Genomic DNA, 12631 nt, shown 5'->3' with positions numbered 1-12631 from the left:
ACGGAACGATTTTACGTTCCGCAGCGGATAAAGTTAATATTCCAACACTAAGTTGAGTAATTGAACCGCTAAAAACGCTAGACTGAATTTCTGTTCGTCAGCAACAGACCAGAATTGCACTTCATTTTCCGATTTTGCCAATAATTGGCTGATTTGAAGTTTATTTTCTTCTTCGTTTTCCCCGTTTTTAACCGGTGTCATTACGCTTTCTTCATGGAAATGTAAGCAATTTTGTTGTTGCCATTCTGCGCTAACGCTATCAACGTCCAATTGATATTCCGAATGTAAAGTAACCATTTGCGAAATACCGTAGAAGACCGGTGTTTGCACCGAATGGAAGGTGGTGGAAGCGGTTAAATTCGGTAAAACTTTTGCAAGTTGTAATTCGAAAACTCGAGAGAACGGTAAGTTTTTCTCTTCGCCTTGCACGTTTGCCGGCACGGTATCGAATGCGATACGTTCCGCATTTTCATCAAACGGAATGCCGTTTAACAAACGTGCGGTTTGTCCGGCAAGTTCCTTAACTTTTTCATCACCGAAATACGCCGCCGGTAATAATGAAGTGACAAAAATATGGCTTAACGGTTGAGCTAAGAATGGTTTGAGGGCTAAGGCTAATTGTGAAATTTGCGGGTTAGCCAGTGCAACGATATTGCGTTCACGTAAGTTGGTAATAGCTTCGTCATTGACGCTTGGCACGATTACCGGCACATTGGCAATTAATGCCGTGATGCCGTATAGATCGAGTACAATACAACCGGCTTGCACCGCTTGTGCTAAAACTTCGGCTTGTGCCATTTTGCCGGCAAACAAAACGTGGCTGAAATCCGCCCAATTTACTTCATCAAGCGCAATTTGCTCGATTGCTTTACTGCCCATATAAAGTGATTGTTCTTCACCGAACGGCTCGATTTCGATTGCAGAAATATTGTCTAAGCGCAAATCACACTCAGCTAATGCTTCAAGTAATTTTGATGACAAGGTAAAATCAGCGGCAATCGCTAAACGGATATCTGATGTAATGGAATTCGACATAGGTGAGTTGCTCCTTTTTTATACGCTTGATTTTTTAGCGTAACGCACACACAAAAGTAACAATTGTACATATTTTTAAGAGGAAAAACTAATGACCCCGGCAATAAATTTATTAAAAAAACAAAAAATTGCACATACGCTTCATCCTTATGAACATGATCCGAATAACACTAATTTCGGGCAAGAAGCGGTGGAAAAATTAGGTATTGATGCAAACCAAACATTTAAGACCTTATTGGTAGCGGAAAACGGCGATCAGAAAAAATTAGCGGTGATGGTTGTGCCGGTTTCGCATACGTTGAATTTAAAACGTGCGGCAAGTGCGCTCGGCGTGAAAAAAGTGGAAATGGCGGATAAAGATATCGCCCAGAAAACGACCGGTTATTTGCTAGGAGGAATTAGCCCGCTAGGGCAGAAAAAACGTTTAACCACGGTGATTGACAGCTCCGCACAACAGTTTGCAACGATGTTTGTATCCGGCGGTAAGCGAGGCCTAGACGTGGAATTGGCACCGCAAGATTTGGCTGGTTTGCTAAACGCAACTTTTGCCGATATTAAGGAATAACAAGCGGGCGGATTTCGGCTTTTTTGTAATCTTAAATAAAGAATAATAATCGTTACGGAAAGTTTTGAAAATCCGGATTAAATTTGGGGTGTACAATTTTCAAGATTAAATTAGTGTGATATAGTGGCACCCTATTAGTAAGTAGCTTCTCATTCTCAATTAGACTTGTCTATTGAAATGATAGGCAAATATCTTTTCGTGTGGAACAAATGGCAAAACAGGATGCAGATTGTATAACCTTAGATCTGTTCGCAACCGTGCCAAAAGTTGGGCGACCACGAACCAATCCGTTAAGTCGAGAACAACAAGTTCGTATTAATAAACGTAATCAACTTAAGCGAGATCGTTCGTCCGGGTTGAAGCGTGTTGAATTAAAATTACATGCGGATTTAGTTCGGATGCTTGAGGATGAAGCGTCTCAACGTGGAGTGACACGCGGGCAGTTAATCGAAATTATTTTAAATGATTATATTCATAATCAGACTGATTAGAGAGAAATAGGTAAATTCAAATGGCAGTAGTAGGTTTATTCTACGGTAGCGATACTGGTAATACAGAAAATATTGCAAAAATGATTCAAAAAGAAATCGGTGCGAATTTAATTGATGTGCGCGATATTGCAAAAAGCGCGAAAGAAGATATTGAAGCTTACGATTTCTTACTTTTAGGTATTCCGACGTGGTATTACGGCGAATCTCAAGCGGATTGGGATGATTTTATGCCGACTTTAAAAGAAATTGATTTTAGCGGTAAAGTAATCGGTATTTTCGGTTGCGGTGACCAAGAAGACTATGCGGAATATTTCTGTGATGCGATGGGTACCATTCGTGATGTGGTTGAGCAAAACGGCGGTGTAATTGTCGGACATTGGCCGACTGAAGGCTATAGTTTTGAAGTATCGCAAGCATTAGTGGATGAGAATACATTTGTTGGTTTATGTATTGATGAAGATCGCCAACCAGAATTAACCGGTGAGCGTGTAAACCGTTGGTGTAAACAGATCTTTGATGAGATGTGCTTAGATCAATTAGCATAATGAATACAAAAGATGAAAGGTAACAAGTTATGTCTGAAGAAAATGCAAAACTTCTTAAAAGTGTGGGGTTAAAAGTCACTGAACCTCGCTTAACTATCCTTGCATTAATGCAGCAACATCGTGAAGATATGCAACATTTTTCTGCTGAGGATATTTATAAAATTTTGTTAGAACAGGGTTCTGATATTGGTTTGGCAACGGTTTATCGCGTATTAAACCAATTTGAAGAAGTAGGTATTTTACTTCGCCATAACTTTGATGCAAATAAAGCGGTCTTTGAATTAAATGTTGATCATGAGCATGATCACATTATTTGTATGGATTGCGGTAAAGTGTTTGAGTTTAAGGATCCGGATATTGAACGTCGTCAGCGTGAAATCAGTGAACAGCACGGTATGAAATTAGCGACACACAGTTTATATCTTTATGCAAAATGTAGCGACATTTCACATTGTGATTCTTCAAAAGATAAAAAATAATTTATCTTATCGTTCAATATAAAGCAGACATATACCGAAGGTTTTTTTAAACCTTCGGTTTTGTGTTATCTAAAGGATATGAAATTAAGCGGTTGATTTTGTAAAATTTTTCATAAAAACGACCGCTATCTGAAAGAGATCCCAATTTAATGACAGATAATATTTCACAGCCTGTAGAGGCGAAAGTCAGACTGCCTCGAAAAATTTCACCTTTTTGGTTATTACCAATCGTAGCTTTTGTGATTGGCGGCTTGTTATTTTTCCAAATTCTTAAAGAACAGGGCGAAATGATCACGATTCGTTTTAACGAAGGTGACGGCATAACCGCAGGTAAAACCGTAATTCGTTATCAAGGTTTGCAGATTGGGCAAGTGAAGAAGGTCTATTTTGTCGAAGATCTTAAAAAAGTGGAAGTACAAGCGGAGGTGAATCCCGAAGCAAAGGCGGTATTACGAGAGCAAACTAAATTTTGGTTGGTAAAACCAAGTGCTTCGATTGCCGGCGTGTCAGGACTGGATGCCTTAGTTTCCGGTAACTATATTACCTTGCTTCCGGGAGAAGGAAAAACTGCCAACGAATTTATTGCGGAGGAAGAACCGCCGACGGTATCGGTAACGGACGGCGATTTATTGATCCGTTTAATATCGGATGATCTCGGTTCAATTACGGTTGGAGCGAGCGTTTACTTCCGTAAAGTACCGGTGGGCAGTATTGCGGATTATCGTTTTACCGCTGATCAAAAGAAAGTGGAAATTGACGTTGTTATTGATAAAAAATATGCCAATTTAGTCAAGCAAGACAGTCATTTTTGGAACATTAGCGGAATTAATGCGAATATCGGTTTATCCGGCGTATCGGTAAATGTCGATAGCATTGCTTCGGTAGTTCAGGGAGCAGTAGCTTTTGATTCGCCTGAAGAATCGGTTGTAGCGGATCAGGGACAAAAATTTACCTTATACGAAAGTTTAAAATCGGCGCAACGAGGTAAACCGATTAATATTACTCTCCCGATTATGCAGAATTTAAAAGTAAATGAAACGCCGGTTTTCTACCAAAATATTCAAGTCGGAGTGCTTTCAAGTTTAGCTTTATCAGCTCCCGCAGAGGAAAAAGAAGTAAATACGGAGAATAAACCGTTAGAGAAAGGTATGATTCGCGGTACGTTGTTAATTGATCCGAATCATGTAAATTTATTTAACAGCGGTACTAAAATTTTACTTAAAGAGCCTAAGTTTGCTTTAAACAAAGAGCAACTTAGTAAAGTCGGAGAATTGTTACGCGGTATTTATTTCGATATTGATGCCGGTAAGGGGGAGCCGAAACTTGATTTTGAGGTGCAAAAGGAAGCGGATTATCTACTTTCTCGTCCGAATTTACTGGCTTTAACTTTTAGCGCACCGCAATCATATAGTGTTGATCAAGGGCAGGGTATTTACTATAACGATGTACAAATCGGTGAATTACTGAAACGTACTTTAACGTTGGAAGGAGTGACTTTCCAAGGCATTATTTACCCACCGTATCGCCATTTGGTCGCCGGTAACAGTAAATTTGTTGCTATTTCAAACTTAGACGTATCGGTTGGTTTAGACGGAATGAGAGTACAAGCGGGTTCTCCAAGTGATTGGCTAAAAGGCGGTATTCGCTTATTAACGGACAAAGCTCAAGGCGAGGCTAAAAAACAATATCCGCTTTATAAAGATGTTGAAAGTGCCGAAGCCGGTATTATCGATGATCATAAAAAGACAACCTTAACCTTATCGGCTAACGATTTGTCCGGTATTGATAAAGGCTCGGTGGTGCTTTATCGAAATTTCCAAATCGGTGAAGTGCTGAAAGTACGTCCGCAAAAAAGTCAATTCGAAGTCGATTTGTTTGTGGAACCGGCATATCGTCATTTGCTTAGTGAGAAAAGTCGTTTTTGGATTGAACCGGCGGTTTCTGCCGAGCTTTCTATGCAAGGCTTAAATGTACAAGCCGCACCGCTTATGCGAACTTTGAAAGGTGCAATCAGTTTTGATAACGGCGGCATGAAAGGCGATAAAACCTTATATGCCAGCCAAGCGAAAGCGACTTCGGGTAATACCCGTATTACCTTAATCGCCAAAGATGCTTCCAAACTGTCAAAAGGTATGGACATCAAATATATGGGCTTAACCATTGGACAGATTGAATCGCTTGAACTGCAAAATGCAAAGAAACAGATAAAAGCGACCGCTTACATTGATAGCCAATATTATGCTTTGGTGGCGAAAGAAGGCAGCCGATTTAGTGCAATTTCACCGGAAATTACCACTAGCGGTGTTAAAAATATTGATGCGGCGTTACAAAACTACATTAATGTAGATGCAGGGAACGGCAATCGCAAAACGCAATTTACTTTAAGCGATACTGATACCAATAAAACCATTTATGCGAATGGTTTTCCTGTCATAGTAGAAACCAGCGATGCGCGTGGGATTGAAGCGGATGCACCGGTGCTTTACCGAGGAATGCAAGTGGGGATCGTCAAACGCTTAAATCTAAGTGAATTAGGCGACAGAGTGATGATTCACTTGAGTATTGAAAGTAAATACCAACATTTGGTGCGTAATAATACCGAATTTTGGGCGGCTTCCGGTTATACCATGGATGTTAGCTTACAAGGAGTGAGTATGAATTCGGGCACCATGTCGCAGTTATTAAAAGGCGGTATTGAATTCTCTACCCCATCGGGTAGAGTGGTGCAGCCGCAAGCGAAACCGAATCGCCATTTCTTATTGCAACGTAAGATTCCGCAAGAAGCACCTGAATGGGATCAAGGAATCGCAGAATAATTTCAGAATATGGGGTAATTATCGTACCCCCGTTAAATTTTAAATTGGAGTAAAAAATGCCTTTATTAGATAGCTTTAAAGTTGATCACACTCGTATGAACGCACCGGCAGTGCGTGTTGCAAAAACGATGACGACGCCGAAGGGCGATACGATTACCGTATTCGATTTACGTTTTTGCCGTCCAAATATTGATATTTTACCGGTACGTGGTATTCACACGATGGAACACTTATTTGCCGGCTTTATGCGTGATCATTTAAATAGTGAAAGTGTAGAAATTATTGATATTTCGCCGATGGGGTGCCGTACTGGTTTCTATATGTCGTTAATCGGTGCGCCAAGCGAAGCGGATGTGGTTTCGGCGTGGACAAAATCGATGGAAGATGCTTTAAATAAAGTACCGGACGTGTCAAAAATTCCGGAATTAAACGAATATCAATGCGGCTCTTATAAAGAGCATTCACTTGAAGAAGCGCATCAAATCGCTCGTGATGTGTTAGCCAAGGGTATCGGCGTAAACCGTAACGAAGATTTAGCGCTTGATGATAAATTATTAAATCCATAATTCTTTAAAAAGGCGTAATCTTTATTACGTCTTTTTCTTCTTAAATTTATGCTAATTTTTGACAGACGCCTATTGCGTCTTTTAGTTTTTTCAGGAAAGTAAAATGTTAGACAAAATTTTCAGTTGGTTTGAAGCAAGGGTAGAAACTTACCCGGATGCACCGCCGAAAACTCCCAAAGCGGGAATTATCCCGTTTATTTTTGAAGCGACCAAAGGCATGCGTGGTTATTTAATCGCTTTAACCGTCTTGGTTGCGGCAGTCGGGATTATCGAAGCAGTACTATTTCAATTTATGGGCGAATTGGTTGACTGGGTAGCACAATATTCTCCGGCGCAACTTTGGACGGAGAAAAGCGGTAGTATTATTACGATGTTTTGCATCGCCTTGTTAGGGATTTTATTTGTCTTTTTAGCGAGTAGCATCCGTTTCCAGTCGTTACAAGGCGTATTTCCAATGCGCTTGCGTTGGAATTTCCACCGTTTAATGCTCGGTCAGAGTATGGGCTTTTATCAAGACGAATTTGCCGGACGAGTTTCGGCGAAAGTGATGCAAACCGCTTTAGCCGTGCGTGATGTGATTATGACCTGTGCGGATATGTTGGTTTACGTTGCGGTTTACTTAACGACCTCAAGTGTGATCTTATTACAGTTTGACGGTTGGTTATTTGTGCCGTTTATTCTATGGGTTATTGCCCTTGCGGTGATGATCCGCATTTTCGTACCGAAATTGGCGGAAGCGGCACAAGAACAATCTGATGCACGCAGCTTAATGACCGGTCGTATTACCGATGCTTATTCAAATATTGCGACGGTAAAACTGTTCTCGCATGGCAATCGTGAGTCGGCTTATGCGAAAGAATCAATGCAGGAATTTATGGTTACCGTGCATAAACAAATGCGTCTGGTCACCGTCATCGAAACCCTTACCAATGCGATGAGTATCGGCTTAATTGTCGCAACCGCCGGTATCGGATTATGGCTTTGGGGAGCTGAATTGGTTACTGCCGGGGCGATTGCCACATCAACCGCATTAGCTTTACGTATCAAAGGGTTATCGCAATGGATTATGTGGGAGTTTGCTCGTTTATTTGAAAACTTAGGTACGGTGCAAGACGGTATGCAAACCTTATCAAAACCGCATACGGTGGTGGATAAAGCGGATGCAAAACCGCTTGAAGTTAGCAAAGGCGAAATTAAATTTGAACACGTCAATTTTGCGTATGATCCGAAAAAGCCGTTGCTTAAAGATTTTGAATTAACCATTAAAGCCGGTGAAAAAGTCGGCTTAGTTGGACGCAGCGGTGCAGGTAAATCCACGCTCACTAACTTATTGCTACGTTTTTACGATATTCAAGACGGTTCAATTACGATTGATGGGCAAAATGTACGTGATATTACCCAAGAGAGCCTCCGTTCACAAATTGGCTTAGTGACGCAAGATACTTCGTTATTACATCGCTCAGTGCGTGAAAACTTACTTTATGGTCGCCCGAATGCAACTGAAGAAGAAATGTTGAAAGCGGTAGAAAAAGCGGCAGCGGCGGAATTTATTCCGAATCTACAAGATGCGAAAGGCAGAAGCGGTTTTGATGCGCATGTGGGGGAGAGAGGCGTAAAACTTTCCGGCGGCCAGCGTCAGCGTATTGCGATTGCACGTGTGATGTTAAAAGATGCGCCGATTCTATTATTGGACGAAGCAACCAGTGCGTTGGATTCAGAAGTTGAAGCGGCAATTCAAGAAAACTTAACCGAGTTAATGGACGGCAAAACGGTAGTGGCAATTGCTCACCGTCTTTCAACCATTATGGCGATGGATAGACTGATTGTGTTGGATAAAGGTGAAATTGTGGAACAAGGCAGCCATGAAGAATTATTGGCACAAAACGGTGTTTACGCCAAACTTTGGGCACACCAAAGCGGTGGTTTCTTAGCTGAAGATATTCACTAACTATTCACTTATAACAAGCGGTCGAATTTGCAGAAAATTTTGTATTTAATCACTATAGTTTAAATTCACGATATTCTGGAAATGTAAAGATTTGCTTAAATTTTAAATAAATTATTGATTGCTATTTATATAGCATGTTTTTTATATTAGAATTACAAAAATATCTAAGCTTGAAAAAGCGTTTACTTATTTACCTTAATTTAGGATTTTTATATGTTAAAAAAATTACTTCCAACTGCTTTTGCAGTAACAGCTTTAGCAGCATCAGTATCAGCGCAAGCTAAGTCAATTAGCGGCTCCGTGGATTTCCGTGTTACTTTACCTGAAGTATTAGTGTTATATCATTGGGATGATGCACATTTGACTTTAACTGATAATGTAGCTGATACTCCAAATGATAGTGATCAAGATCGTGAGATTAGTGATGCTACAACTAAGGAAGGAACTGGCGAATTAAATTTAGCTGAGCATACTATTACTGGTGATGTAGCACGTCCGGATATTCCATTTGCTCGTGGCGATAAAATCAAAGTTACACTGAAGAATTCTTGGGCTGTTCGTGCACTATCTATTGATGATGTGACATTGGGACTTGCAGTTCAACAGGAGAAATTAAAAAGTGTGATTGCTAATTCTTCAGAAATTACTGTAAGTGATGCAAAACTTAAAGCAACAAATGCTACAGGAGCTAAAGAAGGTACTTCATTAAAGTTACCTTCACAATGGTCAGAAACTATGGGTGATATTGAATTCAATCTCGACTTACAAAAAGCTAAGCATACAGGAGAATATAACACTCGTGGGGTTGCAGGTTCTGCAACAGTTAATGATGAAGCGACAGATACTTTCCTACTTACTTTAACGGGTAACTAATTTAGTTCTACATATTTAAAAGTTACAAAATGTCAGCACTCTCAAGAGCTGGCATTTTTTTTGAATAAGTTTATAAGGAAAGCAATATGAAAAAATTAGTAATATTAGCAGTGATGTTAGTTACGGGTATAGCTCAAGCTGAATTACAAACTAAGATGGTTACCGATGCGAAAGGAAAAACATCACTAATCGTAAGAGATAACCAACAAAAAGAAATGCCGCCCGCTCAGCTTGGTATCTCACCTCCGATATTATCAGGTACCGTATCGGTAAACAGTTTACGTCTTGATCAATCAGTCACTTTTTATAATTATTCGAATAAACCTAAGGAATTACAGCTTTCCTTAGTGGATATTAAAGGTAATCAAGACAGTCGTTTAATGCGCCAATGGACATTAATTAATCCGACTAAAATCAAGATTGCAGGCGGCGGACATCAAACGATTCGTTTATCGTTTCGCCCTCCTAAAGGAATTTCTCCTAAAAAATATCATGCTATTTTAATGATAGAACAGCAAATTAAAGATCCGATTAGCTATGATAAAGACGGTAACGGGATAAAAATGCAAATCGGTTCTCGCTACGGTTTACCGATTAGTTTAGAGATTAAGCCATAAGGTGACTGAATGAAGCATTCGTTCCTGTATTTATCGCTTAGTATTGCTTTAGGACTTGTAGCGAATAACGTATCGGCAAATGAGAAGATACCGGAAATTCAGTTAGTCGGTATAAAGCTGAACGGACAATCCGTATCGGGAGAACATGGTGATTACCTGCTTGATATGCTCGTGCAAAATAATCGTGAATACTTACCGCTTACGGATTTAGAAAAATTGACCGGTATGAACGCCGTACCGATTAGTGATGTGAATAATCCGATGCGGTATCGCTTTGACACGCCTATCGGTCAGGCTTCGTTAGCTGAGGCAGATATATCGGCATTCAATAATATAACCTATATAGATTTAGCCTCTCTTAAAAAACTGGGGATTAGCGCACGTTTTGAACAATCCGATTTAGCTATTTTGCTCAATATGAGCTATCGAAAGAGAGACACGGAAGTAAAAACAGATAATGCTATAGAAAAAACGGAGCCGGTTGAAATTGAATATTATCCTCAAACTGCGGGATTACTTAGTGCTTATTTAGATAGTAATAGCGAGTATCAGAAAAATCAGTTTGGAAAATATCGTTCTTTCTACAATAGTTTCGGTGCTTTCGGTTATGCCGCAAACGGCGTATGGGGCTTGGATATGAACTATAGCACCTATGGTGAGGGACAATCCAAAAAACGTTATAACAACTTGGAGAATGTTTATTGGACAACCTCCGGAAAACATTTTGCGGGGAGAGTCGGCGTAAATCAAGGTAGCGGAGATTTATACGGTAGTAATGAATATACCGGTTTAACATTAGCGTATAGTAATAAAGGAATCGAACGCCACCTTTCTTTAAACGATAGTTATACTTCTACCTTGTTACAGGGGCAATTCAATGATCTACAAAATATTTCCGGAACAGCCGTACCGGGCGGTGTAGCGGAATTACGTATTAATCAAAGAGCGATTGCTCGAGTATTAATCGGTTTGGACGGACGTTATGAATTTCTTAATTTAGATGTCAGCCAATTGGATTTAGCCAACTCGGAAGTCGATATTGCGATTTATGAATATCCTCAAGCTACAACGCCGGTAAAAGTTGAGAATATTTCATTAGGAAAACGTCGTAGCCGAGCTTCGACAGGCGAATGGTTATTAGAAGCCGGTAGCGGTATGGAAGGGAATGCCTTTGACGACCGCTTAAATGAAGAAAACGGTAACGAGGTAAATCGCCATATCGTTAGTAATTTTTATGCCGAATACGGATTATCGAATCGTATTGCTGTTCGCGGAGGGATTGCCCGTTCGCATAACGGCAGTGGCTTCTACAATACTTGGCATAGCGGACTAAATTTTGCTCCGACGCAGAATAGTAATGCCGATATTGCTTATTGGCATTCACCGGACAGTAGAACCTGGAGAGCGGATTATCAATATCAATGGAAAAATTTATCCGCCTCTTACTATATTTCACACTATCGTTCGTTTTACCGAAAAGAAGAACTCAATACCGATACATATCAGTCGTTGAATTTATCTTATCGTCCTAATGATAAACTAAGTTTAAATTTATCGCATAGTGATGAGCGTCATAAAGGAATAATTGAAGATCATAGAGAAAAAACACGTTTAGGTTTTGATTGGTATGCTACTTCTCAGTTTTCAATGGGGGGATATGCATATACGCAGTCACGTGATTACTATTACCGTTTGTCTTGGAATGATGAAAAATATATTAATCGTTTCGACTTACAAGGAAATCAAGATAGTATCGAAGGTTCGTGGCAGCACCACTATAATCCGAATACGGTAGTCGGCTTATCATTGGCGAAAGACTATCGCCATAATAATTTGTTACATCAAGGATTTGTACATCGTCAATTTGGTGACAATCATTCGTTGAATTTGGGTTATAGTCTTTATCAAGGAAATACAGGTTTTGATAGTCAATGGCAATATCGTCCTATACCGGGAATGTCTATTATGGCAGGTTACCAACATCGTTACGTTGATCATATACGAGAAAGTTACCGAGATATCGACGAACAATACGCTCCGTATTTACAGCGCAAGGCATGGCAAAACGACAGTTATGCTTACTTGCGCTTACGTATTGATTTATATAAGCCGAGTAATGAATTTCCGCATATAGGATATTTCCGAGGTAATCAGCGCGGTAATGTCATGATAAACTTGGAGTATCCTGAAAATTCAAATTTTGATGCTGAAAATATGCGCTTTACCCTTGAGCCAATTAATCAAGTTGAGCATCGTAAAGTAAGACCTGTTTTAGTACAGTCAGAGTTAATTTATCGTGGTACAACAGAGAGCCAATATCAAATACATGATATTGTGCCTGCGGATTATCGTCTAGGGCTGGATTCTCGTAATTTACCGTTTGAATATAGTGAGCAGGATTTACCTAAGCCGACGTTAAGAGTAGATCGATATGCTCCGACTTATGTGGGGTTACCTCTTACAACTCGTTTTGGTATTAGTGGATCTCTCTCGGATTTATTCTCAGGGCAGAAATTGGAACTTTGGCAGGATAATAAATTAATTACTCAAACTGAAAGTGATGAATGGGGTAATTTCCAAATGCTAGATTTACCGAAAGGACAGTATATCCTAAAAGCAAAAGGCTATTTGTCAAAAGAAATTACGATCAAAGATGATTTTATTATGCATCTTATGTTACAAAGGGGGAAATAATC

General features: G+C 39.9%; 11 protein-coding genes. 10 read left to right on the top strand and 1 reads right to left on the bottom strand.

All coding sequences use genetic code 11. The features are described from left to right. Positions 1 to 33: 33 nt before the first annotated feature. Positions 34 to 1035 carry an oxidoreductase gene (locus tag NYR63_RS06440; RefSeq protein ID WP_279456796.1) on the bottom strand — a complete coding sequence of 334 codons (1002 nt, stop codon included), beginning with the start codon at positions 1033 to 1035 and terminating at the stop codon, positions 34 to 36. A gap of 91 nt (positions 1036 to 1126) precedes the next feature. On the opposite strand from NYR63_RS06440, the gene ybaK reads away from it, so the two are divergent. The 10 genes from ybaK to NYR63_RS06390 all read left to right on the top strand — a co-directional run bounded on the left by ybaK (position 1127) and on the right by NYR63_RS06390 (position 12629). Next, entirely contained in the window at positions 1127 to 1600 is a 474-nt protein-coding gene (ybaK, locus tag NYR63_RS06435) for a Cys-tRNA(Pro)/Cys-tRNA(Cys) deacylase YbaK (protein WP_279456794.1), read from the top strand. A 209-nt stretch (positions 1601 to 1809) separates the two neighbouring features. Further along, positions 1810 to 2091 carry a LexA regulated protein gene (gene ybfE, locus NYR63_RS06430; RefSeq protein WP_005619180.1) on the top strand — a complete coding sequence of 94 codons (282 nt, stop codon included), beginning with the start codon at positions 1810 to 1812 and terminating at the stop codon, positions 2089 to 2091. Positions 2092 to 2111: 20 nt separating this feature from the next. Next, the gene (fldA, locus tag NYR63_RS06425) at positions 2112 to 2636 is read left to right on the top strand and encodes a flavodoxin FldA (protein ID WP_005598185.1); all 525 of its coding nucleotides are present in this window, start codon (positions 2112 to 2114) and stop codon (positions 2634 to 2636) included. Positions 2637 to 2665: 29 nt separating this feature from the next. Beyond that, on the top strand, positions 2666 to 3115 hold the full coding sequence (gene fur / locus NYR63_RS06420) for a ferric iron uptake transcriptional regulator (protein WP_005601736.1): 450 nt from the start codon (positions 2666 to 2668) through the stop codon (positions 3113 to 3115). A 149-nt stretch (positions 3116 to 3264) separates the two neighbouring features. Further along, a complete protein-coding gene (locus NYR63_RS06415; RefSeq protein ID WP_279456792.1) occupies positions 3265 to 5931 on the top strand; it encodes a PqiB family protein in 2667 nt (888 codons plus the stop codon). 56 nt (positions 5932 to 5987) lie between these two features. Beyond that, positions 5988 to 6497 (top strand): S-ribosylhomocysteine lyase, encoded by a 510-nt coding sequence (gene luxS / locus NYR63_RS06410; RefSeq protein WP_279456791.1) that lies wholly within the window; start codon positions 5988 to 5990, stop codon positions 6495 to 6497. Positions 6498 to 6600: 103 nt separating this feature from the next. Next, positions 6601 to 8445 carry an ABC transporter ATP-binding protein gene (locus NYR63_RS06405; protein ID WP_279456790.1) on the top strand — a complete coding sequence of 615 codons (1845 nt, stop codon included), beginning with the start codon at positions 6601 to 6603 and terminating at the stop codon, positions 8443 to 8445. A 213-nt stretch (positions 8446 to 8658) separates the two neighbouring features. Continuing rightward, positions 8659 to 9318, top strand: coding sequence for a hypothetical protein (locus tag NYR63_RS06400; RefSeq protein WP_279456789.1), 660 nt, complete (start codon positions 8659 to 8661; stop codon positions 9316 to 9318). Positions 9319 to 9404: 86 nt separating this feature from the next. Next, positions 9405 to 9935 (top strand): hypothetical protein, encoded by a 531-nt coding sequence (locus tag NYR63_RS06395; protein WP_279456788.1) that lies wholly within the window; start codon positions 9405 to 9407, stop codon positions 9933 to 9935. A 9-nt stretch (positions 9936 to 9944) separates the two neighbouring features. Then, a complete protein-coding gene (locus NYR63_RS06390) occupies positions 9945 to 12629 on the top strand; it encodes a hypothetical protein (RefSeq protein WP_279456787.1) in 2685 nt (894 codons plus the stop codon). Positions 12630 to 12631 lie beyond the last annotated feature (2 nt).

Source organism: Actinobacillus genomosp. 1, from assembly GCF_029774175.1.
GTDB lineage: Bacteria > Pseudomonadota > Gammaproteobacteria > Enterobacterales > Pasteurellaceae > Actinobacillus.
Note: the sequence above shows the minus strand (reverse complement) of the source record. Positions and strands in the feature narration are given on the sequence as shown.

Coding starts and splice junctions, on each gene's coding strand:
- fldA (WP_005598185.1), top strand. CDS start 2,112: ATGGCAGTAGTAGGTTTATTCTACGGTAGCGATACTGGTAATACAGAA.
- NYR63_RS06440 (WP_279456796.1), bottom strand. CDS start 1,035: ATGTCGAATTCCATTACATCAGATATCCGTTTAGCGATTGCCGCTGAT.
- luxS (WP_279456791.1), top strand. CDS start 5,988: ATGCCTTTATTAGATAGCTTTAAAGTTGATCACACTCGTATGAACGCA.
- NYR63_RS06400 (WP_279456789.1), top strand. CDS start 8,659: ATGTTAAAAAAATTACTTCCAACTGCTTTTGCAGTAACAGCTTTAGCA.
- ybfE (WP_005619180.1), top strand. CDS start 1,810: ATGGCAAAACAGGATGCAGATTGTATAACCTTAGATCTGTTCGCAACC.
- NYR63_RS06395 (WP_279456788.1), top strand. CDS start 9,405: ATGAAAAAATTAGTAATATTAGCAGTGATGTTAGTTACGGGTATAGCT.
- NYR63_RS06405 (WP_279456790.1), top strand. CDS start 6,601: ATGTTAGACAAAATTTTCAGTTGGTTTGAAGCAAGGGTAGAAACTTAC.
- ybaK (WP_279456794.1), top strand. CDS start 1,127: ATGACCCCGGCAATAAATTTATTAAAAAAACAAAAAATTGCACATACG.
- NYR63_RS06415 (WP_279456792.1), top strand. CDS start 3,265: ATGACAGATAATATTTCACAGCCTGTAGAGGCGAAAGTCAGACTGCCT.
- fur (WP_005601736.1), top strand. CDS start 2,666: ATGTCTGAAGAAAATGCAAAACTTCTTAAAAGTGTGGGGTTAAAAGTC.
- NYR63_RS06390 (WP_279456787.1), top strand. CDS start 9,945: ATGAAGCATTCGTTCCTGTATTTATCGCTTAGTATTGCTTTAGGACTT.